At 64.6% G+C, this 22,323-nt stretch carries 20 protein-coding genes; 14 read left to right on the top strand and 6 right to left on the bottom strand.

The annotated features are described in order from the left end of the window. Positions 1-2: 2 nt before the first annotated feature. Positions 3-1,337 carry an MFS transporter gene (locus IRZ77_RS23055; protein ID WP_046615878.1) on the bottom strand — a complete coding sequence of 445 codons (1,335 nt, stop codon included), beginning with the start codon at positions 1,335-1,337 and terminating at the stop codon, positions 3-5. 48 nt (positions 1,338-1,385) lie between these two features. Next, positions 1,386-2,306 carry an SMP-30/gluconolactonase/LRE family protein gene (locus tag IRZ77_RS23050; protein ID WP_013971797.1) on the bottom strand — a complete coding sequence of 307 codons (921 nt, stop codon included), beginning with the start codon at positions 2,304-2,306 and terminating at the stop codon, positions 1,386-1,388. Between the two features lie 233 nt (positions 2,307-2,539). On the opposite strand from IRZ77_RS23050, the gene IRZ77_RS23045 reads away from it, so the two are divergent. The 6 genes from IRZ77_RS23045 (at position 2,540) to IRZ77_RS23020 (ending at position 10,421) form a co-directional block, all read left to right on the top strand. Further along, complete coding sequence (locus IRZ77_RS23045) at positions 2,540-3,856, top strand: OprD family porin (RefSeq protein WP_108481857.1); 1,317 nt, start codon at positions 2,540-2,542, stop codon at positions 3,854-3,856. 248 nt (positions 3,857-4,104) lie between these two features. After that, positions 4,105-4,821, top strand: a complete 717-nt coding sequence (locus tag IRZ77_RS23040; protein ID WP_080958495.1) for an IclR family transcriptional regulator — start codon at positions 4,105-4,107, stop codon at positions 4,819-4,821. 467 nt (positions 4,822-5,288) lie between these two features. Continuing rightward, entirely contained in the window at positions 5,289-5,771 is a 483-nt protein-coding gene (locus IRZ77_RS23035; RefSeq protein ID WP_196174486.1) for a formate dehydrogenase subunit gamma, read from the top strand. After that, positions 5,765-7,342, top strand: a complete 1,578-nt coding sequence (locus IRZ77_RS23030) for a formate dehydrogenase beta subunit (protein ID WP_196174485.1) — start codon at positions 5,765-5,767, stop codon at positions 7,340-7,342. Before IRZ77_RS23035 ends, IRZ77_RS23030 begins: the two co-directional genes overlap by 7 nt. Beyond that, positions 7,339-10,221 carry a formate dehydrogenase subunit alpha gene (fdhF, locus tag IRZ77_RS23025; RefSeq protein WP_196174484.1) on the top strand — a complete coding sequence of 961 codons (2,883 nt, stop codon included), beginning with the start codon at positions 7,339-7,341 and terminating at the stop codon, positions 10,219-10,221. Before IRZ77_RS23030 ends, fdhF begins: the two co-directional genes overlap by 4 nt. After that, positions 10,218-10,421, top strand: a complete 204-nt coding sequence (locus IRZ77_RS23020; RefSeq protein ID WP_046615883.1) for a formate dehydrogenase subunit delta — start codon at positions 10,218-10,220, stop codon at positions 10,419-10,421. Before fdhF ends, IRZ77_RS23020 begins: the two co-directional genes overlap by 4 nt. A gap of 165 nt (positions 10,422-10,586) precedes the next feature. Here the strand turns inward: IRZ77_RS23020 and IRZ77_RS23015 are convergent, their stop codons facing one another. Continuing rightward, positions 10,587-11,450 carry a universal stress protein gene (locus IRZ77_RS23015; protein WP_085601657.1) on the bottom strand — a complete coding sequence of 288 codons (864 nt, stop codon included), beginning with the start codon at positions 11,448-11,450 and terminating at the stop codon, positions 10,587-10,589. Positions 11,451-11,604: 154 nt separating this feature from the next. Between IRZ77_RS23015 and miaE the strand changes: the two genes are divergently transcribed. Beyond that, positions 11,605-12,222, top strand: a complete 618-nt coding sequence (gene miaE, locus IRZ77_RS23010; RefSeq protein WP_046615885.1) for a tRNA-(ms[2]io[6]A)-hydroxylase — start codon at positions 11,605-11,607, stop codon at positions 12,220-12,222. Between the two features lie 22 nt (positions 12,223-12,244). Here the strand turns inward: miaE and IRZ77_RS23005 are convergent, their stop codons facing one another. Next, a complete protein-coding gene (locus IRZ77_RS23005; RefSeq protein ID WP_046615886.1) occupies positions 12,245-12,565 on the bottom strand; it encodes a DUF883 family protein in 321 nt (106 codons plus the stop codon). Between the two features lie 128 nt (positions 12,566-12,693). On the opposite strand from IRZ77_RS23005, the gene IRZ77_RS23000 reads away from it, so the two are divergent. Next, positions 12,694-12,957 (top strand): hypothetical protein, encoded by a 264-nt coding sequence (locus IRZ77_RS23000; RefSeq protein ID WP_046615887.1) that lies wholly within the window; start codon positions 12,694-12,696, stop codon positions 12,955-12,957. 18 nt (positions 12,958-12,975) lie between these two features. Here the strand turns inward: IRZ77_RS23000 and IRZ77_RS22995 are convergent, their stop codons facing one another. Continuing rightward, positions 12,976-13,458, bottom strand: coding sequence for an LEA type 2 family protein (locus IRZ77_RS22995; RefSeq protein WP_085601656.1), 483 nt, complete (start codon positions 13,456-13,458; stop codon positions 12,976-12,978). A gap of 135 nt (positions 13,459-13,593) precedes the next feature. On the opposite strand from IRZ77_RS22995, the gene IRZ77_RS22990 reads away from it, so the two are divergent. Together IRZ77_RS22990 and IRZ77_RS22985 are read left to right on the top strand one after the other, a co-directional pair. Continuing rightward, entirely contained in the window at positions 13,594-14,715 is a 1,122-nt protein-coding gene (locus IRZ77_RS22990; protein ID WP_196174483.1) for a sigma-70 family RNA polymerase sigma factor, read from the top strand. 224 nt (positions 14,716-14,939) lie between these two features. Then, positions 14,940-17,366, top strand: a complete 2,427-nt coding sequence (locus IRZ77_RS22985) for a TonB-dependent receptor (RefSeq protein WP_196174491.1) — start codon at positions 14,940-14,942, stop codon at positions 17,364-17,366. 114 nt (positions 17,367-17,480) lie between these two features. On the opposite strand, the gene IRZ77_RS22980 is transcribed toward IRZ77_RS22985, so the two are convergent. Then, a complete protein-coding gene (locus IRZ77_RS22980) occupies positions 17,481-18,371 on the bottom strand; it encodes a LysR family transcriptional regulator (protein ID WP_046615891.1) in 891 nt (296 codons plus the stop codon). Between the two features lie 102 nt (positions 18,372-18,473). Between IRZ77_RS22980 and IRZ77_RS22975 the strand changes: the two genes are divergently transcribed. The 4 genes from IRZ77_RS22975 (at position 18,474) to IRZ77_RS22960 (ending at position 22,226) form a co-directional block, all read left to right on the top strand. Continuing rightward, positions 18,474-19,553, top strand: coding sequence for a polyamine ABC transporter substrate-binding protein (locus IRZ77_RS22975; RefSeq protein ID WP_085601653.1), 1,080 nt, complete (start codon positions 18,474-18,476; stop codon positions 19,551-19,553). Positions 19,554-19,578: 25 nt separating this feature from the next. Further along, positions 19,579-20,544, top strand: a complete 966-nt coding sequence (gene speB / locus IRZ77_RS22970) for an agmatinase (protein ID WP_046615893.1) — start codon at positions 19,579-19,581, stop codon at positions 20,542-20,544. Positions 20,545-20,733: 189 nt separating this feature from the next. Then, positions 20,734-21,051: a hypothetical protein gene (locus IRZ77_RS22965; RefSeq protein WP_046615894.1), complete on the top strand. Its 318-nt coding sequence runs from the start codon at positions 20,734-20,736 to the stop codon at positions 21,049-21,051. Positions 21,052-21,074: 23 nt separating this feature from the next. Then, positions 21,075-22,226: a PQQ-dependent sugar dehydrogenase gene (locus IRZ77_RS22960; RefSeq protein WP_046615895.1), complete on the top strand. Its 1,152-nt coding sequence runs from the start codon at positions 21,075-21,077 to the stop codon at positions 22,224-22,226. Positions 22,227-22,323 lie beyond the last annotated feature (97 nt).

The following is a 22,323-nucleotide window of genomic DNA, read 5'->3' as shown; positions in this document are numbered from 1 at the left end:
GGTCAGATTGTCTGGCCTTGGCCGTGAGGCGTCTGCTGCTTGGCGGGGTCGCCCAGCCAAAGCATCAGGCAGGTGCCGACCAGCAGGATCGATGCAACGGCAAAGAACGGCATGCTGAAGCTATGAGTGGCGTCCTTGATCAGGCCGATCAGGAACGGGCCTGTGAAGCCGCCCAGGTTGCCGATCGAGACGATCATCGCCAGGCCGCCAGCGGCGGCACGACCAGTCAGGAAGGTCGAAGGTATCGCCCAGAACGTGGCCTGGAATGACAGGATGCTCGCCACCGCCACGCACAGGCTGGCGATCTTCAACACCGGCTGGTCAAGCAGGGCGGCGGCCACCAGGGCCACGGCGGCCAAGGCCAATGCGCTGACCACATAGGGCAGGCGGTGACGGCTACGGTTGGCCAGCCGTGCCCACATCGTCATCGCCAGTGCCCCGAGCAGGTAGGGCAGGGCGACCACCAGGCCGACCACGCCGCTATCGATGCCCAGGCCTTTGATGATCTGTGGCAGCCACATGCCTATGCCAATCGAGCCGACGATGCAGCAAAAGTTGATGGCCGCCAGGGTGAACACCTTGGGGTTGGTCAAGGCTGCGCGCAGCGTATTGCCATGAGACGCACCGATGGCCTGTTGTTCTTGGGACAGGCGCTGGTCAAGCCAGGCTTTCTCTCGCGGGTTGAGCCATTTTGCCTTGGCCGGGGTATCGACCAGCACGAAGAGGCAAGCGATGCCAAGCAGCACGGCCGGCATCGACTCGGTGACCAGCAGCAGTTGCCAGTTCTTCAGGCCCAAGACGCCGTGCTGTTCCATCAGCCAGCCGGACAGGGGCGAGCCGATGATGTTGGCCGCAGGAATGCCCAGCAGGAAGGCGGCAGTGGCTTTCGCCCGCCATTTGCCGGGGAACCAGTAGGTGAAGTACAGGTATACGCCGGGCGTGAAGCCCGCTTCGGCAAGCCCCAGCAAAAAGCGCGCAATGCTGAAACTGATTGGCCCGGTGGCGAAGGCGGTGGCCATGGAGATCAGCCCCCAGGTGATCATGATTCGCGCAATCCACACCCGTGCGCCGAAGCGCTGCATCAGCAGGTTGCTGGGGATCTCGAACATGAAGTAGCCGAAGAAGAACAGGCCGGCTGCCCAGCCGAACATCGTCGCGGTAAGGCCCAGGTCCTGGTTCATGCTGATGGCGGCGAAGCCGACATTGGTGCGGTCGAGGTAGCTGATCACGTAGCAGATGAAGATGAACGGCACCAGGCGCCACAGCACGCGGCGCATCAGGCGTTCGCCCTCGGCGTCGCTGAGCGGCGCCTGGGCAGCGGGGGTTTCGTGGGTCATGTCGTCACTCTTTTGTAGTTGTTGTGTGCCCTGACAGGGGGGCCTGGTTCAGCTGTGGGAATACATTGGCAGCCCAGGCGCAGTGGTGCGCACCTGCAGAATGCTGCCGGTTTCGGATTCGGTGATGTACAGGGTCTGCCCGTCATTGCCGCCGAAGGCCAGGTTGGTGTTGCTGATGCCTGCGCAGGAGACGATGCGCTGCAATGGCTCAGCGACTTTCGACAGCTTCCATACCGAGCCGAAACCGGTATGGGCGATGTACAGGTTGCTCTGGGCATCGAGGGCCAGGCCGTCGGGCCCGCCCAGGCCGCCGTGCAACTGGGCGAAAACGCCCACCTTGCCGATGATCGAGCCGTTGCCCAGCGGGATGCGCCAGATCTGTTGCGCGCGTGTCACTGCTACCAGCAGATGATTGAGGTGCGGGTCGTAGACGATGCCATTGGGGCTGGGGATGGTGCCAAGCAGGCAGGTCAGGTTGCCGCTGGCGTCGAGCTTGTACACGCGACCGCTGGCATCCTGCAGCCCGGTCTGGCCTTGGTCTGTGAAATACAGGTCACCGTTGGGTGCGAACACCAGGTCGTTGACGCCTTTGAAGCCTTCCGAACCAGCTGAGTCCAGCAGTGCTTCGATAGCACCGGTATCTGGGTCGAGCAGCATGATCCCGCGCTTGTAGTCGGTAATGAAGATGCGTCCGTCCTGGTGAATCTTCAGGCCGTTCGGCCAGCCATCGTACTGACACACCAGTTCCCATTCGCCCTGCGGCGAGATGCGGAAAATTCGCCCGTTGGGAATGTCGGTCACGTAAAGCCGGCCTTGACGATCGAATGATGGGCCTTCGAGGAACGAGTCGATGGCACGGCCCTGGCGGTTGGCATTGGCCCAGGCAGTCGGGCGCGGGTCGCGGAAGCGGTCGGGCAGGCGGGTGAATACCGTGGTCTCCACGGTCGGCGGGGCAGCAAAGAAGCTCATGGGCGCTCCTGTAGGGCCGGGGACGCCTGGGCGTCCGATTGTTGTTTTGATGTATTTAATGCAATGGCGTTGCAAAATAAAACAAAATCGGACGAAGGGTGAAGCTGTTTTTGCGGAGATTTCTGATTTTCAGGGTTGTGTAGCACTGACTGTTGACGAGGCTACGATAATCTGCCTCCATATAAAGAAACGCCGTTTCAAAATAATAACAACGATCCTTTGGAGTCTCTTGCTTGAAATCCCTACCTTCCATCTGCCGCATTGCCTTGGCAGCAGGCGGCAGCGTCATAGGCTTGTCTGCCCAGGCCGACCTGATCGGTGACAGCCACGCGAACTTGTCGATGCGCAATTTCTACTTCAACAGCGATAACCGCGACGGCACGGCGCAGCCCTCCAGAACCGAGGAGTGGGCGCAAGGCTTTCTGCTCGACCTGCGCTCCGGTTATACCGACGGTGTGGTTGGTTTCGGCGTGGACGCCACGGCCATGCTGGGCCTTACGCTGGACAGCGGCAGAGGGCGGCATCAGGGCGGTAGCATGATTCCTTCCGATGGCGATGGCGCAGCTGACCGCTGGAGCAGCGCCGGTGCCACCGCCAAGATGAAGCTGAGCCAGACCGAGCTGCGCGTGGGGCAGCTGATGCCCAGGTTGCCGATACTGGTGGCCTCTGATGGCCGGTTGCTGCCGCAAACCTTCCAGGGCGTGCAATTGCAGTCCGGTGACATCGATAACCTCATGCTCATCGGCGGGGCGTTGAACCGCGCCAGGGGCCGGGCTTCGACCGACCTTACCGGCATGGCCGTAAACGGCGGTACTCAGGAGAGTGATCGTTTCAACTTTGTCGGTGCCGACTACCGCGCCACCAAAACGCTGCTGCTGCAGTATTACGCCGGGCAACTCGAAGACTACTATCTGCAGCAGTTCACCGGCCTCAATCACACCCTGGCGTTGACCGATGACAGCTCGTTGACCACTGACCTGCGCTATTTCCGCACCCGGGCGGACGGTGCCAACGGCAGTAGCTCAGGGCGTAGCCAGGGCTATACCGTTGGTGGATACACCAAAGGTAGCGACGGGGAAATCGACAACGACCTGTGGAGTGCGGCGTTCACCTATCGTTTGCGGGGCCACTCGCTGACCCTGGGTTATCAGCGTGTTTCCGACGATAGCAACTTCGTGCAGATCAACCAGGGGTCGATCGACAAGGGGGCCGGTGGCAGCAGCCTGTATCTGTGGACGGACAAGATGCTGCTCAGCTTCACGCGCGCTGGCGAGCGTACCGGGTTTGCCCAGTACGGCTATGACTTTACTGCCAACGGCATACCTGGGCTGAAGGCTTCGGTGATCTATTTGAAAGGCGACCACATCCAGGCAGCCGCTGGCGCCGAACAGTCGGAGTGGGAGCGAGACTTCTCGCTGGACTATGTGATCCAGGGCGGCACGTTCAAAGGGCTTGGCGTGGCCTGGCGCAACGGCAAATCGCACAGCGAGGCAGCACGCAATGGTGACCAGAACCGCCTGATCATCAACTACACCCTGCCGCTGTTCTGAGCGTCGGCCAGCGCAGCGAAAGGGGCCGCATCGGCGGTAAGGTTCGCTGATTGCCAGGTCTGCCGATATTTGCCCCATACGACAGCGATCAACCTCTAGCCAGCAGGCGCAGATATATTGCCCTGCTGGCTTTTTTTACTTTGCACGCGCAGCGCATGCTACGTTGGCGGTGGCCGACCGTTGTCGGATAATGAGGTTTTTCCGCCCTTGCGTACAATCGAGGGCTTCGATCCTGTGAGGTTTTGCAAATGGTGAAAGCGCGGCCGCGTCCAGCGGTAAATGGTGTGGCATCGGCAGACCGTGTTTTGACCGTGCTGACCGCGTTTCAGATAGGCGACTCTGCGCTGAGCCTGGTTCAGCTGGTTGAACGTACCGGCCTCATCAAAAGCACGATCATGCGCTTGATGGTGTCCCTGGAAAACCATGGCTTCATCACGCGCATGGCTGACGGGCGTTATCAGCTAGCCAGTGAAGTCATGCGCTTGAACACGGTCTATCAAGAGGCACTGGACCTCGAAAGGCATGTGATGCCACGTTTGCACGATTTGGCTGAAAAGTCGGGTGAGACCGCCTCCTTCTATGTGCGCCACGGTGCATATCGGATGTGCCAGTACCGTGTTAACTCTTCCCATCGACTTCGCCTCAATCTTCAACCCGGCGACATGCGGCCGATGGATGAAGCGGCGGGGGCTCAGGCGTTGCGCGCGCCGTATCACATCGGTATTGCATTGCAGAAACCCTACTACTCGAAGGGAGCCACCGACCCGCATGCCGCTTCAATGGCGCTGCCCATCTACGGAGCGCAGCAGGAACTGATGGGAGCTCTTGTCATTTCAGGACCAGCAAGCCGTTTGACGGAGGAATATGCCGAAAGCCTCAAGCTGATGTTCTTCGAGGCGGCACGTGATCTGATGCGAAGCCTGGGCTTCAAGCCTGCGTCATTGGAGGCCGAGTCGGTCCAGTAAGCGCGCCTCATGGGCCCGGCTTGCGGCGTCTTTGTCGAGCAGCCTGGCTGATCGAGGCGGCCAGGCACTGATTGACAAAGCCGTGCAGCTTTGAAGCCGCGCGCAGGCATTTGTAGGAGCAGCCTTGTGCTGCGAAGAGGCCGGTGCTGGCAATTCATATCTGTTGCCCATATCGGCCTCTTCGCAGCACAAGGCTGCTCCTGCAAACGATGCGCCAGGCGAGCGATAGCATGGAAACAACCCGCGTCGGTTTCAGGATGCGCCTGGTCGTTCGCACGCAACCCCCCGGCGCCACAAGTGCCATGCTTGCAGGATGCCTCGGACCAGCGCGCGCAGACGTGCGGCCGCAGGCAAGGAGGCCGCTGGCACCACGCAACCGTGACGTGGTCGGCGCGCCGCAGCAGAACACGCCGGATACCTGCCCTCACAACAATTCAGGCGGGGTCCGTGATGCCGAGGTCCGCTGTATGCCTGATGAATTGCTCCACCTGCCTGTGATCCACCGCGTTCTGGCCCGTGACAAGGATACCCCCGGCGCGCTGTTGCCGATCCTGCATGCCATCCAGCACGACATCGGCTACATCCCCGATGCCGCTGTCGCCGAAATTGCCCATGCCCTGAACCTCAGCCTGGCCGAGGTGCATGGGGTGATCAGCTTCTACCACGATTTCCGCACCACGCCACCGGCGCGCCACACCCTGCGCCTGTGCCGTGCCGAGTCGTGCCAGAGCCGGGGCGCCGAGGCGCTGGCCGCGCAACTGCGCGAACAGCTGGCGCTGGACGACCACGGTACCAGCGCCGATGGTGCCATCAGCCTGCGCCCGGTGTACTGCCTGGGCGCCTGCGCCTGCTCGCCAGCGCTGGAACTGGACGGTCAGGTGCATGCGCGCCTTACCCCTGAGCGCCTGCGCGCGCTGGTCAACGCTTGCCGGGAGGACGCAGCATGCTGAAGCTGTACATCCCCTGCGATTCGGTAGCCCGTGCCGTGGGCGCCGACCAGGTCGCCGATGCCTTGCAGCGGGAGGCCGAGCGCCGCCAGCTGCCGCTGGACATCCAGCGCACCAGCTCCCGCGGGCTGTACTGGCTGGAGCCGTTGCTGGAATGCGACAGCGCGCAAGGGCGCCAGGGTTTCGGCCCGGTCACCCCGGACGACGTGCCGTCCTTGCTCGACGCCTTTACCGGTGAGCCCGGTGAGCCCGGTGAGCCCGGCGGCCATTCACTGGCTCTGGGGCCGGTCGAGGACATCCCTTACCTCAAGACCCAGCAACGCCTGCTGTTCGCCCGCGCCGGCATCACCCGCCCATTGTCGCTGGACGACTACCGTGCCCATGGTGGTTTTGCCGGCCTTGAGGCGGCCGTGGCCCTGGACGGTGCCGAGGTGGTCGCCGCCGTGCTCGATTCCGGCCTGCGTGGCCGCGGCGGTGCGGCGTTCCCGGCCGGCATCAAGTGGCGCACCGTGCGTGACGCCGTAGCAGGCCAGAAGTACGTGGTGTGCAACGCCGACGAAGGTGACTCCGGTACCTTCGCCGACCGCATGCTGATGGAAGGCGACCCGTTCCTGCTGATCGAAGGCATGATCATTGCCGGCCTCGCCGTGGGTGCCGACAAGGGCTACATCTATGTGCGCTCGGAATACCCCGATGCCATCCGCGTGCTCGACCAGGCTTTCGCCATCGCCCGTGACGCCGGCTACCTCGGCAGCGACGTGGCCGGCAGCGGCCAGGCCTTCGACCTGGAAGTAAGGGTCGGCGCCGGCGCCTATATCTGCGGCGAAGAAACCGCACTGCTCGAATCCATCGAAGGCAAGCGCGGCATTGTCCGTGCCAAGCCTCCGCTGCCCGCGCTGCAGGGCCTGTTCGGCCTGCCGACGCTGGTGCACAACGTGCTTACCCTGGCCTCGGTACCCATCATCATAGCCAAGGGCGCGTCGTTCTACCGCGACTTCGGCATGGGCCGTTCGCTGGGCACCATGCCGTTCCAGTTGGCCGGCAACATCCGCCAGGGCGGCCTGGTGGAACGCGCCTTTGGCCTGACCCTGCGCGAACTGGTGGAAGGCTATGGCGGCGGCACGGCAAGTGGCCGGCCGCTGAAGGCCGCGCAGGTGGGGGGGCCGCTCGGTGCCTGGGTACCGCCCAGCCACTTTGACACGCCGCTGGACTATGAAGCCTTCGCCGCCATGGGCGCGATGCTCGGCCATGGTGGTGTGGTGGTGGCCGACGACACCCTGAACATGGCCAGCATGGCGCGCTTCGCCTTGCAGTTCTGTGCCGAGGAGTCCTGTGGCAAGTGCACCCCGTGCCGCATCGGCTCGACCCGGGGCATGGAAGTGGTCGACCGGCTGATCGCCACCAGCGACATGACCGAGCGGCATGACCAGGCCCTGTTGTTGCGTGACCTGTGCGACACCATGCAATACGGCTCGCTGTGTGCCATGGGCGGCATGACCGCTTATCCGGTGGCCAGCGCGCTGAAGTACTTCCCCGCCGATTTCGGGCTGACCCACACGGAGGCCGCGCAGTGATCAATTTCTTCGACCCCGCTTCTGATAAAAGCAGCGACTTCGGCACCCCGGCCCGTGAGAGCGAGGTACAGGTCAGCCTGAGCATCGATGGCCGTGCCATTACTGTGCCCGCCGGTACTTCGGTGATGCGTGCCGCGGCCATGCTCGGCACCAGCATCCCCAAACTGTGCGCCACCGACAGCCTCGAAGCCTTCGGCTCGTGCCGCATGTGCATGGTGGAAATCGAAGGCATGCGCGGCTACCCGGCCTCCTGCACCACCCCGGTCAGCGAAGGCATGGTGGTGCACACCGAAACCCCGCGCCTGGCCGGCCTGCGCCGCAACGTGATGGAGCTGTACATCTCCGACCACCCGCTGGACTGCCTGACCTGTTCTGCCAACGGCAACTGCGAGCTGCAGACCGTGGCCGGCCAGGTGGGCCTGCGGGAAGTGCGCTATGGCTACGATGGCGCCAATCACCTGGCTGAGAAAAAGGACGTATCCAACCCGTATTTCGACTACGAGCCGAGCAAGTGCATCGTCTGCAGCCGCTGCGTGCGTGCCTGCGAGGACATCCAGGGCACCTTCGCCCTGACCATCACCGGGCGCGGCTTCGAATCGCGAGTGGCGGCCGCGGGTGGTGAAAACTTCCTCGCCTCCGAGTGCGTGTCGTGCGGTGCCTGCGTGCAGGCCTGCCCGACCGCGACCCTGACCGAAAAGAGCCTGGTGCAACTGGGCCAGCCAGAGCGTGCGGTCATCACCACCTGCGCCTATTGCGGCGTGGGCTGCTCGTTCCGCGCCGAAATGAAGGGCGACCAGCTGGTGCGCATGGTCCCGGACAAGAACGGCGGCGCCAACCACGGCCACGCCTGCGTCAAGGGCCGCTTCGCCTGGGGCTACGCCACCCACCCGGACCGCATTACCAGGCCGATGATCCGCAAGCGCCTGGAAGACCCATGGCAGGAAGTCAGCTGGGACGAGGCGGTGACCTATGCCGCCAGCGAGTTCCGCCGCATCCAGCTCAAGTACGGTCGCGATTCCATCGGCGGCATCACTTCCAGCCGTTGTACCAACGAAGAAGCCTACCTGGTGCAGAAACTGGTGCGCACGGCGTTCGGCAACAACAACGTCGACACCTGCGCGCGGGTGTGCCATTCGCCCACCGGCTATGGCCTGAAGCAGACCTTGGGTGAATCGGCCGGTACGCAAAGCTTCGACTCGGTGATGCAGGCCGACGTGGTGCTGGTGATCGGCGCCAACCCCACCGACGCCCATCCCGTATTCGGTTCGCAGCTCAAGCGCCGTCTGCGCCAGGGTGCTCGGCTGATCGTGATCGACCCCCGGCGTATCGACCTGGTCGACTCGCCGCACGCCCGCGCCGAGTTGCACCTGCAACTGCGCCCGGGCACCAACGTGGCCATGCTCAACGCGCTGGCCCACGTGATTGTCACTGAAGGCCTGCTGGCCCAGCGTTTCATCGATGCACGTTGCGAAACCGCGGATTTCGCCCGCTGGCGCGACTTCGTCAGCCAGGCGGATAATGCCCCCGAAGTACTTGGCCCTGTCTGTGGCGTACCTGCCGAGCAGATCCGCGCCGCCGCCCGCCTGTATGCCACCGGCGGCAACGCGGCGATCTACTATGGCCTGGGCGTGACCGAGCATAGCCAGGGCAGTACCGCGGTGATGGGCATCGCCAACCTGGCCATGGCCACCGGCAACATCGGCCGTGAGGGGGTAGGGGTGAACCCGCTGCGCGGGCAGAACAACGTGCAGGGCTCGTGCGACATGGGCTCGTTCCCCCACGAACTGCCCGGCTACCGGCACATTTCCAACGAAGGCGTGCGCGCCGAGTTCGAGCGCGCCTGGGGCGTTACCCTGCAGCCCGACCCGGGCCTGCGTATCCCCAACATGTTCGAAGCGGCGCTGGACGGCAGCTTCAAGGCCTTGTACTGCCAGGGCGAGGACATTGCCCAGAGCGACCCCAACACCCAGCACGTCACGGCGGCCCTGCTGGCCATGGAGTGCGTGGTGGTGCAGGACATCTTCCTCAACGAAACAGCCAAGTTCGCCCATGTGTTCCTGCCGGGCAGCTCGTTCCTCGAGAAGGACGGCACCTTCACCAACGCCGAGCGGCGTATTTCGCGGGTTCGCAAGGTCATGGAGCCGCTGGCCGGCAAGGCCGACTGGGAAGCGACCGTGGCCCTGGCCAATGCCCTGGGCTACCCGATGAATTACCGTCACCCGTCCGAGATCATGGACGAGATCGCCCGCCTGACGCCCACCTTCCACCGCGTCAGCTACGCCGAGATCGACCGCCATGGCAGCCTGCAGTGGCCGTGCAACGATGCAGCGCCCGATGGTACGCCGACCATGCACATCGACCAGTTCGTACGTGGCAAGGGGCGCTTCATGCTTACCGGCTACGTGCCCACCGAGGAGAAGGTCAACAACCGCTACCCGCTGCTGCTGACCACCGGGCGTATCCTCAGCCAGTACAACGTCGGCGCCCAGACCCGGCGCACCGGCAACGTCGCCTGGCATGACGCCGATCGCCTGGAAATCCACCCGACCGACGCCGAAAGCCGTGGCATCCAGGACGGTGACTGGGTCGGCATCGGCAGCCGCGCCGGGCAGACGGTGCTGCGTGCCAAGGTCAGTACCCGGGTGGCGCCGGGGGTGGTATACACCACGTTCCACTTCCCCGAGTCGGGGGCCAACGTGATTACCACCGACAACTCCGACTGGGCCACCAACTGCCCTGAGTACAAGGTGACGGCGGTGGAGGTGGTGAAAGTGTTCCAGCCTTCGCAGTGGCAGAAGCGCTACCAGGACTTCAGTGACGAGCAGCGGCGCTTGCTGAAGGAGCGCCGTATTGCGGAAAAAGCCGAGGTGCGCCGATGAGCAGTGAGAACCTGGTCAAGATGGCCAACCAGATTGCCCATTACTTCGACAGCGAGCCAGACCGGGCGCTGGCGGTGCAAGGGGTGCGGCAGCATCTGCAGAGCTTCTGGACGCCGGCGATGCGCCGGCAGCTGGCGCAATGGATCGAGGCCAATGCAGGGGAGGGGCTGGACCCGAAGGTGCGGGAAGCGTTGGCCTAGCGTTTGGTGTTGAAAGGGGCTGCTGCGCAGCCCATCGCCGGCAAGCCAGCTCCCACAGGTACTGCAAGGGCTGGGCAATTTCCCACAGGTACTGCACATGGCTTGAGGTCAATGCGGTTGATGTGGGAGCTGGCTTGCCGGCGATAGGGTCCTGACAGATCGAACTCAACCGCGGGCCAGTTCCGCCTGGTGGGCAATTGCTTCCTCGCTCTTGAGTACTAGCACATCCCCCTCCAGCGCATCCAGCACCACCTCCGAGGTATTGCCAATCAACGCCCCGGAAATCCCCGTGCGGCACACGGTGCCGATCACCGTCACCACCGCATCGAGCTTCTTCTCGGTATGCGGAATCAGTACATCCGCCGGCCCTTCGGCCACATGCAAGCGGTCTTCGCCGATGTCGTACTCTGCCTGGAATGCCTTGCACGCCTCGCGATAACGCTTCTCGATAGTTTCCGTCAACTGGTACACCGGGTCCGACGCCGACAGCATCGGCGACGGATGGGCGGTGATGACGTGCAACTCACCCTTGGCCAGTTTGGCAATCTCGAAGCCATGGTCGATGATGCTGGCGTGCAGGCGGCGGTGGTCCTCGTCCTGGTTGCCCACATCCACCGCAGCCAGGACCTTGCCGCCGGTCCAAGGCCGCTCGCTCTTGACCATCAGCACCGCACACGGGCATTGGCGCAGCAGCTTCCAGTCGCTGGGTGTGAGCAGGGCCTTCTTCAGTGGGTTGTCCGGGCGGTGTTCCTTGATCACCAGATCGCAGCCCTCGGCCTGCTGCACGTCGATGATGGTGTCGTGCAGGTTGTCGCGCCAGGCCTCTTCATGGGTGACGTTGTCGTACCCGTCATCATGCAACTGGCTGCTCAGCAGGCTCAACAGCGCGCTGTGGTCGTGCCTTTTGTCGCACATCAGCAGGTGCAGGCGCGCGCCGGTGACGCCGGCGATCAGCTTGGCCCGGGTCAGGGCCCGGCTGTGGGCGTGCTCGGGGTCGAGGACGACGAGGATGCTGCGGACGGCTTGCATGGGCTTCAACTCCGTTCAAAGGTGGCGGCCAATGCCTGACTATAGTCGGCGCTTCCCCCGCTGGCGCTTGATGTACATCAAGCATAGTCACTGGCGCCGCCCGCCGCCGCCGGTATAATCGCCGGCCCTGCCCGTTCTTTGTGGTTGCACGCTCATGTCCCTGATCCCCGAAATCGACGCCTTTCTTGGTTGCCCGACACCAGACGCCTGGATCGAAGCGGCGCTCGCCGACCAGGAAACCCTGCTGATCGACCACAAGAACTGCGAATTCAAGGCTGCCAGTACCGCCCTGAGCCTGATCGCCAAGTACAGCACCCACCTCGACCTGATCAACATGATGTCGCGCCTGGCCCGCGAGGAACTGGTTCACCACGAGCAGGTGCTGCGCCTGATGAAGCGTCGCGGCGTGCCGCTGCGTCCGGTGTCGGCGGGGCGTTATGCGTCTGGGCTGCGGCGCCTGGTGCGCGCCCACGAGCCGGTCAAGCTGGTGGATACGCTGGTGGTGGGGGCGTTCATCGAGGCGCGCAGCTGCGAGCGCTTTGCCGCGCTGGTACCGCACCTGGACGAGGAGCTGGGCCGCTTCTACCACGGCCTGCTGAAGAGCGAAGCGCGCCACTACCAGGGTTACCTGAAACTGGCGCACAACTACGGCGACGAGGCAGACATCGCCCGCCGGGTGGAACTGGTGCGGGCTGCGGAGGTGGAGCTGATCCAGTCACCTGACCAGGAGCTGCGCTTCCACAGCGGTATCCCGATGGCGCAGGCCGCCTGATTCGCGCCAGGCGGCCAGGGCGTCAGTGACGGCGACCCAGCAGCAGGCCGACCACCAGCCCGAGGCCTGCGGAAATGGCCACGGTCTGCCACGGGTGGCCGCCGATATAGTCCTGGGTAGCTTCCACCACCGGTTGCGCCTTGCTGCGCACCTTGTCGGCGGCCTGGCGCGCCTGGCGCAGTTTGAGACTTACCTGCGCGCGCAGGGTTTCCGCCTCGTCACCCACCAGCGCTGCGCTGTCGTTCAGCAGTTTTTCCGATTCTTCGATCAGCGCCTGCAGTTCGCTGAATACCTGGTCCTTGATCTGATCGCTGTCGGCCAGCGCGGCGTTTTTCCGGGCCATGAACTCGTCCTCGTCGATGGTATGGTTTGAACAATGGATGCCGGCGCGCCAGGAAAGTTGCGGCGGCTTTGGGCTGTTGCAGTCCTGAGTGTAAGATAGCGGCCATTTTCAAACCTGCAGGTACCTTCATGAGTTTCAATCTGGCCAACATGAGCTTCGAGGAACGGGCGCAGATCGAGGCAGAGAAGGCCCGGCTGTTCGAGCTGTGGCAGAACAACCTGGGCAAGGCCAAGGGCGAAGCCGCGCGGCTGATCGCCGAAAAGCCACGGCGCAAAGGCAAATGGGCCGAGTGGGTGCGCGCCGAGCTGGATGGCATGTCGCCGCCCGAATACGCCAGCATGGTGCGCAGCGAAGTCAACAAGCTGATGGCCGCAGCCAGCGCCAACCGCTGATCACACCCCGCCGGGCGCTTACCAGTAGGCGCCCTTGGGCAGGTCCAGCTTGCCCTCGTCGGTAAAGCGCACGGTGCCCAGCAGCCCGCCGGCAAGTTTGCCGCGCAGCACATAGGGCAGGCCCTGCAACGAGTCCACCCGGCCCAGCCCATAGGCCTGGCGCAGGAAGGAAAACGCCGTGATGCTCACCGGCACCACGACCACCGCTTCGCCATAACGGCCGATGTGCCCCTGCTGGTCGCTGACCCCGGCAGCCAGCGGCTGGCCGTTCACCTCCAGGTTCAGGGCGATGCCGTTGTAGTCGATCGGCGCCTCGTTGGGGTTTTGTACCCGCATCTTCACCGCCATGCGCAGTTCCAGCTCCTGCCCGGGCAGCGGTTCGATACCGATCACGCTGATATTGACCGGGTCGCGTGCCTGGAACAGCGCACAGGCCCCCGGGCCGCAGGCCAGCAGCAGGACCAGGAACAGGCGGGCGTAGCGGTGCAGACGGGCAGCCATGGGGTACGACCTTGCCAGAGTGAGCGAATGGGCAGTGTGGCAAATGTGCGTCGACGTTGAAAGTCTCCGCCCATATGAAAGATACTGTTTCTCATTAACGCCCGATAACTTCTCCTACTGGCCGTTCCCGAACCCATGCTGACCTCTCCCGCGCCGGGCCTGCTGGCAAGTTTCCAGGAGCACTACGACGACCTGCTGCAGTTCCTGACCCGGCGCATGAGCGACCGCCAGCGCGCTGCCGACGTCGCGCAGGAAACCTACCTGAAGCTGGTGAACATCGACCAGCAGGCAGTGCCGGTGCTGCACGCGCGCAGTTTCATCTTCCGCGTGGCCGGCAACCTGGCGATCGATGCCTTGCGCCGCGAGCAGCGCATTGCCGCCAGCCACGACGACAGCGAGCGGGCAGGTGAGGTGGCCTGCCTGGCGCCGGCACCCGAAGCGGCCTTGCTGGCCCGGGAGCGCCTGCAGATCCTCGACCAGGCGCTGCAGCAGCTGCCCGCCAATGCCCGCCAGGCGCTGTTGCTCAACCGCGTCGACGGCCTGACCCAGGCGCAGATCGCGCAGCGCCTGGGGGTTTCCGAAAGCATGGTGGCGAAGTACATCGGCCAGGCCCTGCGCCATTGCCGCAACTGGCTCAAACAGGCGGGCGTGGCTGCGGCCCTGGTGCTGGCTGTTGCTGTGGCGGGTTGGCAGCAGGCGCCGGTGCTGCTGGCGGATTACCACACCGGGGTGGGCGAGCGGCAGGTGGTGACCCTGGCCGATGGAACGCGGGTTACGTTGAACAGCGCCTCCGCCCTGAGCGTGGTGTTCAGCGACCGTGAGCGGCGGGTGGTGCTGGAGGCCGGTGAGGCCTTGTTCGAGACCACCGATGATTCGCGGCCCTTTGTGGTCGACACGGCCGGTGAGCAGGTGCAGGGGAGTGCGGCCACCTTCAGCGTGCGGCGCGATGGCCGCGTGGTATTGGCGCGGGGCGAAGCCAAGGTTGGCGAGCATGAACTGGCAGTAGCGGCCGATGCCGACACGCAGATGGCCTGGCAGCGCGGCAAGCTGATCTTCAACGGCAAGCCGCTGGGCCAGGTGCTGGCGGAGCTCGAGCATTACCGGCATGGGCGGATCGTGTTGTCCGACAGCAAGCTGGCGGCGATGGAGGTCAGCGGGGTGTTCGACCTCGATGAGCCAGAGGCCCTGTTGCGCACCCTTGAGCAGCGCTATGGGCTGAAGGTGACCTACCTGCCGTGGTTGGCCGTGGTTCATTGATTCGCCTGTGCCGGCCTCTTCGCGGCTGAAGCCGCTCCCACAGGTACTGCACAGGTCTGGAAGGCTGTGGAGATCCTGTAGGAGCGGCTTTAGCCGCGAAGAGGCCGGCACAGGAAAATTTTTTATTTTGCACTGCAAGTTCCTGCCAGCCAGATCGTCGTAGTGGGACTGATCAGCAACCCATTCTCATTTACGACTTGTCAGGAAGCTCATTCGTGCCTCTGATGCTCAAGCCTTCGCACCGCCGTCGCGGTCCACTTCACCATGCCCTGATGTCCTGCAGTGCCCTGGCCATGCTGGTCGGCCCGCTGCAGGCGTTTGCCTCGACCGCCACCGAACAGGCCCAGACCCAGGCCCGTCAGGTCCAGCTCGACCTGCCGGCCCAGTCGCTGGACCAGGCCCTGACCACCTTCGCCGACCAGGCCGGCCTGCACCTGCTGTACACCACTGGCGACGTCGCCGGCCAGGCCAGCCCGGCCTTGCAGGGTAGCTACAGCATCGAGCAGGCCCTGCAGCAGTTGCTGGCCGGCAGCGGCATAAGCTGGCACTTCAGCGACGCCCGCACGGTGACCCTGCGCAAGGCCGACGCCGCGCCGCAGGCGGTCAACCTCAAGCCGATCGAGGTGAGCGTGGCCTCGCGCACCAGCACCGCGATCAGCGAAATCCCCGGCACCGTGTGGGTGGTCGACCAGCAGCAGCTGCGCGAGCAGATCGATAGCGGTGTCAGCCTGAAGGAAGCCATCGGCAAGCTGGTGCCAGGCCTCGACCTGGCACCGGAAGGGCGCACCAACTACGGCCAGAACATGCGCGGGCGCAACGTGCTGGTGATGATCGACGGGGTCAGCCAGAACAGCTCGCGCGGCCTGTCGCGCCAGTTCGACAGCATTTCGCCGTTCAATGTCGAGCGCGTCGAAGTGCTGTCTGGCGCCAGTGCCATCTACGGCGGCGGCGCCACCGGCGGCATCATCAACATCGTGACCAAGAAGGGCGAACCCGGCCCGGCGCGCTTCGAGACCCAGCTCGGTGCCAGCAGCGGCTTCAACAACAGCGATGACCTGGCCACCCGCTTCGCCCAGTCGATCAGTGGCGGCAACGAGCGGTTCAATGCCCGGCTGGGGGTTTCCGGCGAGCAGAACGAAGCCTTCTACGACGGTGCCGGCGACCAGATCTTCATCGACAACACCCAGACCGACCTGCAGTACAACCGCACCATCGACGTGCTCGGCACCTTGGGGATGCAGCTGAACGACCAGCAGAGCCTCGACCTGTTGGCTCAGTACTATGACTCGGGCAACCACGGCAGCACCGGCATCTACTTCCCCAACCTGAACTACAACGCCCCCTCCGACCTGGAAGACGCCGAGCTGCGCAGCGGCTACTCGTCGGACCTGGAGCCGCGCACCCGGCGCCTGCTGCTCAACGCCAACTACCACCACACCGACGTGCTGGGCCAGGACTTCTACCTGCAGGCCTCGTACCGCAAGGAAGACGACAACTTCTACCCGTTCCCGTACTACAACCGCGCCACGCCCACCGGCTCGCGCGGGGTGTACTTTGCCGCCTCGCAGCAGAACTTCGAAGTCACCAGCCTCAAGGGCCTGTTCGCCAAGCAGTGGGACGCGCTGAAGCTGACCTACGGCGTCGACCTGGACCGCGAGCGCTTCAACGCCGAGCAGACCACCTTCAACGCCCAGACGTCGTCCGAGTCGGGTGGCCTGGAGCTGGAAAAGGAAAGCAAGGCCGCACGCTACCCCAGCTACCGGGTCGATGGCGTGTCGGTATACGCCCAGCTGGACTGGCATGCCACCGATAACCTGACCCTGTCCGGCGGCGCCAGGCGCCAGCAGATGGACGTGGACGTCAGCGACTTCAAGGGTGTGCCCGGTGGCAGCAACGATTACCAGGTCAACCTGTTCAACGTGGGTGCCATCTACGACTTCAAGAATGGCCACCAGGTATGGACCAACTACGGCGAAGGCTTCGACTTGCCCGACCCGGCCAAGTACTACGGCAAGCCCGGCCTGAGCGTGGCCGACAACCCACTGGCTGGCATCAAGAGCCGCCAGGTGGAGCTGGGCTGGCGCTATGCCGACCTGGACTGGGATGCCCAGGCGGCGCTGTACTACATCTGGTCGGACAAGATCATCAACGTCGATTCGCAGACGCTGACCATCAATGTGGAAGACCAGAAAAGCCGCGACTTCGGTTTTGAAGGCGCTTTGACCCGGCACTTCCAGACCGGCTGGGAAGCCGGCGGCACCCTGCACCTGACCCGCTCCGAGGAAGAGGACGCGGATGGCGGCTGGATCAAGCGCGATGCCCGCTATGCCTCGCTGTCCAAGGCTACCGCTTTCGTTGGCTGGAAGGGCGATGGCCGCAGTGCGCGGCTGCAGGCCAACCATGCCTTCAGCCTGAAGGACGATGCCGACCACGAGATCGACGGCTATACCACCTTCGACCTGCTGGGCAGCCAGGACACCGGCTTCGGCACCTTCAGCGCCGGCATCCAGAACCTGCTGGACAAGCAGTACAGCACGGTCTGGGGGCAGCGTGCGACGCTGTTCTACTCACCGACCTACGGGCCGGCGTACCTGTATGACTACCAGGGGCGCGGACGTACCTACACCCTGACCTGGAGCATGGCTTACTGATGGGTGTCGTCTGTCCTGGCCTCTTCGCGGGTAAACCCGCTCCCACAGGCACGGCGCAGCCCTCAGGCTGTGTGAGAACCCTGTGGGAGCGGGTTTGCCCGCGAAGAGGCCGGTTCAGGCAAACGCCGCCAGCAAATCCTGCGCAAACGCCTGCTGTGCCTCGCCAACCGCCTGCGCCCGGTGCCTGGCCAGGGTAAACGGCACCACAAAGTCCAGCCCAGGGTCCAGCGCCCACAACATCCCCTCAGTCTCCCACCCCTGCGCGCAATGGCATGGCAGATAGCCAATATGCCGCCCCGACAGAATGAACGTCAGCACGCTCTCGATCTGCTCCGCCACCGCCATGCTGCGCTGGCTCTGGAACGGCTCGCCGCCCTTGAGCAACCGGTACGGATGGCGCACCTGGTCCATCGCCAGCAACCGCTCCCGCCCAACGCCAGCCTCACCGAACAGCACATGCCCCTTGCCGCAATACAGCCGTTGCCGCTCCTCGAACAGCGGCTGGTAATCGAAGGCTGCCTGGTTGCCGGAAAAGTAGCTGATGGCGTAATCCAGCCGCTGTTCCAGCAACAACCGCTCCAGCTCTGCCGGTGGCGCACTGATCAGCTCCAGCTGCACCGCCTCCTCGCGCCTGCGAAACGCCGCAATGGCCGCTGCCAGCTTCAGGCTTACCGCCTTGTCCTGGTTCTCCGCCATGCCTATGCGCACGGTCCCCAGCAGCCGCCCGGCAACGCCATTGGCCTGCTGGCGAAACTGTTCGATGTTCAGCAGCAACCCACGGGCGGCGTCCAGCAACAACGCGCCTTTTTCCGTCAGGTGAAAGCCACCCTTGCCGCGGCTGCACAGGCGGTAGCCCAGCCGCGCTTCCAGCTGCGCCATGCGCTGGCTGATGGTGGGCTGGCTCAGGCCCAGCACGCCTTGTGCGGCGCTGAAGCCCCCGGCCTCGACTACAGTGACGAACAGCCGCAGCAGTTGCAGGTCGGGGTCGTGAACTTGTCCGAGCATTACATTGCTCCTGATGAATGTCAGCTTTGCAAACTTGCCATTCCTGCAATGTAACCCGGCTGGCATGCTCGCGGCATCCACCCATTTGCCGAGGTGTCCGCCATGCGTCGATCGTTGTGCCTGCTGTCCCTGGTCCTGGCCTTGCCGCTGCAGGCTGAAGAAAAGGTCGTCAACCTCTACAGCTGGGCCGACTATGTCGCCCCGCAAACCCTCCAGCGCTTCGAGCAGGAAACCGGCTACAAGGTGCGCTACGACACCTTCGACACCACCGAAGTGCTGGAAACCAAGCTGCTGACCGGTGGCAGCGGCTATGACGTGGTGGTGCCGTCGTCGGCGGTACTGGCCCGGGCGCTCAAGGCCAACGCCCTGCAGCCGCTCGACCCCCAGGCCATGCCCGGCTATGCCAACCTCGACAAGGATCTGCTGGCCAAGCTCGCCGAGGCCGACCCCGGCAACCGCCATGCCGTGCCCTACACCTGGGGCACCCTGGGCCTGGGGGTGAATGTGGAGGCGGTGCGCCAGCGCCTGGGGGATGTGCCGCTGGACAGCCTCGACCTGCTGTTCAAGCCCGAGTACGCCAGCCGGCTGAAGGACTGCGGCATCGCCATGCCCGACTCGCCGCAGGAGGTGATCGGCGTGGCCCTGAATTACCTGGGCAAGGACCCTTACAGCCAGGACAAGGGCGACCTGGCCGCCGCGCAGAACCTGCTGAGCCAGCTGCAGCCGTCGATCAGCTACGTCGCCAATGGCCGGCAGATCAGCGACCTGGCCAACGGTAGCGTGTGCCTGGCGCTGACCTACAACGGTGATGCGGCGATGGCCGCCGACCAGGCGCGCCGCGCCGGCAAGCCGTTCGAGCTGATCTACCGCATCCCCCGCGAAGGCACGCTGGTGTGGCAGGACAACCTGGTCATTCCCAAGGATGCCCCGCACCCCGAGGCCGCGCGGGCGTTCATCACCTTCATGCTCAAGCCCGAGTCGGTGGCCGCGCTGACCAACACGCTGTTCTTCGCCAACGCCAACCAGGCGGCCACGCCGCTGGTGGACGAAGCGGTGCGCAACGACCCGGACATCTACCCGCCGGCCGCGGTGCGCCAGCGCCTGTATGCCGACCGCAGCATGGCCCTGGCCGACCTGCGCCAGCGCAACCGCCTGTGGACCGCGTTCCGCAGCCGCCAGTAACCAATAACGACAAAGGAGCCCGACCGTGGAGCAAGCCGCAAACAACGACCAGGCCATGACCCGCGACAGCCTGTATGGTACCGCTGCGGAAAGTACCTACGCCGGCATTACCAGTTTCTCTCGCCGCCGCTACAGCCGCGACCTGCGTGGCGTCGACGTGGTGGTCAGTGGTGTGCCGTTCGATACTGCCACCAGCAACCGCCCCGGTGCGCGCTTCGGCCCGCGGGCAATCCGCGCCGCCTCGGTGCAGCAGGCCTGGGCCCGGCACTGGCCCTGGGCGTTCGACCCGTTCGACCACCTGGCGGTGATCGACTATGGCGATTGCGCCTTCGACAGCGGCACCCCGCAGTCGGTCCCAGACAGCATCGAGGCCCATGCCACGCATATTCTGCAAGCAGGCTGCGCCATGCTCACCCTGGGTGGCGACCACTTCATCAGCTACCCGCTGCTCAAGGCCCATGCCCACCGCCATGGCCCGCTGGCGCTGATCCATTTCGATGCGCACAGCGATACCTGGCCGGACGAGGAAGGCCAGCGCATCGACCACGGCACCATGTTCTGGCACGCCGCCCGCGAAGGCCTGGTGGACCCGGCCAGCTCGGTGCAGATCGGCCTGCGCACCACCAATGACGACAGCCAGGGCTTTGCCATCCTCGACGCCCGCCAGGTGCACCGGCAGGGCACCGAGGCGGTGATCGCGGCCATTCGCCAGCGGGTGGGCGAGCGGCCGGTGTACCTGACCTTCGATATCGACTGCCTCGACCCGGCCTATGCGCCCGGTACCGGCACACCGGTGTGCGGCGGGCTGAGCACGGTGCAGGCGCTGGAGATCCTCGGCGGGCTGCGCGGCATCAACCTGGTGGGTATGGACCTGGTGGAGGTGGCGCCGGCCTATGACCATGCCGACATCACCGCGCTGGCCGGGGCCACGCTGGCGATGGAAATGCTGTGCCTGTATGCGGCGCGGCACAAGGTGGACAAGGGGCAGTAACCTGGGGCCGCTTTGCGGCCCATTCGCAGCACAAGGCTGCTCCTGCAGGAAGCGGCCTTGTGCTGCGAATGGGCCCATACTGAAACATCAGGAATCATCTCCACCCGCATTCACACTTTTGCCGCGAACCCTTCGCGCCTTAGGCTATCAAACCCACCAGGCGCGGCATTTTCGTACAGGAGGTGAAGCATGACCCCAACCTTGCCCATCCTGGCCCTCGGCCTGGTGCTGTGCCTGCCCGCGCAAGCGGCACCCGCGCCGCCATTGCAACTCGCCGCCGGCAACAACAACCCCTACAACAGCCCGATCCAGCGTGCCAACCCCAACAGCCGCCAGGGCAGCATGCCGGCTGCACCACCCGTGCGCGGCCCGTCCACCGACCCGTACCAGCGCACGCCCACCCTGGACAACCGAGGCATCGGCAATGGCGACAACCTGCGCCGCCAGCAGCAAACCCCGAACCTGGAGCCAACCCGACCACCCCGGGGCAACCCGCGCGCGCCATGAGCGCCCTACGAAAGGAATCCTGCATGCTTCGAGCACCCTGGCTGGTAACCTTGACCGCCGCCGCACTCCTGCCCCTGCTGGCGCAGGCGGCGGCCGAACAGCAGTTTCGCAGTGAAGAAGGCAGCCTGACCGTCAGCACAGTGGCCGACGGCCTGCGCAACCCCTGGGCCCTGGCGTTCCTGCCTGGCGGCAAGGACATGCTGGTCACCGAGCGCGCCGGCAACTTGCGGGTGGTCAATGCCGAAGGCAAGGTCGGGCCGCCGATCAGCGGTGTGCCCAAGGTCTGGGCCGAGGGCCAGGGCGGCCTGCTGGATGTGGTGCTGTCGCCGGAGTTCGCCAAGGACCGCACCGTCTACCTGTCGTATGCCGAAGAGGGCAGTGACGGCAAGGCTGGTACGGCGGTCGGCCGTGGCCAGTTGTCCCAGGACCGCGCCCGGCTGGAGAACTTCAACGTCATCTTCCGCCAGCAGCCCAAGCTGTCGGAGGGCAACCACTTCGGCTCGCGCCTGGTGTTCGACCGCGACGGCTACCTGTTCATTGCCCTCGGCGAGAACAACCAGCGCCCGACCGCCCAGGACCTGGACAAGCTGCAAGGCAAGATCGTGCGTATCTTGCCGGACGGCGAAGTGCCCAGGGACAACCCCTTTGTCGGCAAGGACAACGTGCGGCCGGAGATCTGGTCGTTCGGCCACCGCAACCAGCAAGGCGCCGCACTCAACCCCTGGACCGGCAAGCTGTGGACCCACGAGCACGGCCCGCGCGGTGGTGACGAGATCAACATTCCCGAGCCCGGCAAGAACTATGGCTGGCCGATTGCGACCCACGGCATCAACTACTCGTTGCTGCCGATTCCCGAGGCCGAGGGCAAGCATGTGCAGGGTATGGTCGACCCGCACCATGTATGGGAGAAGTCGCCGGGCATCAGCGGCATGGCATTCTACGACAGCCCCACGTTCAAGGCCTGGGACCATAACCTGTTCATTGGCGCGCTGGCCACTCAGGAGCTGATCCGCCTGCAGCTGGATGGCGACAGAGTGGTGCATGAAGAGCGTTTGCTGGGGGAGCTGAAGGCGCGTATCCGCGATGTACGGGTGGGGCCGGACGGTTACCTGTATGTGCTGACAGATGACAAGGACGGCGCGTTGCTCAAGGTAGGCCTGGGCGACGGCACCTGACACAGTACAGTACTTGTGGGAGCGGCCTTGTGTCGCGAAAGGGCCGCAGAGCGGCCCCAGGATTTTCGCGTCACGGCGAATATTGCTGGGGCCGCTG

It is taken from the genome of Pseudomonas pudica (assembly GCF_015680405.1).
GTDB classification, from domain to species: Bacteria; Pseudomonadota; Gammaproteobacteria; order Pseudomonadales; family Pseudomonadaceae; genus Aquipseudomonas; species Aquipseudomonas pudica.
Note: the sequence above shows the minus strand (reverse complement) of the source record. Positions and strands in the feature narration are given on the sequence as shown.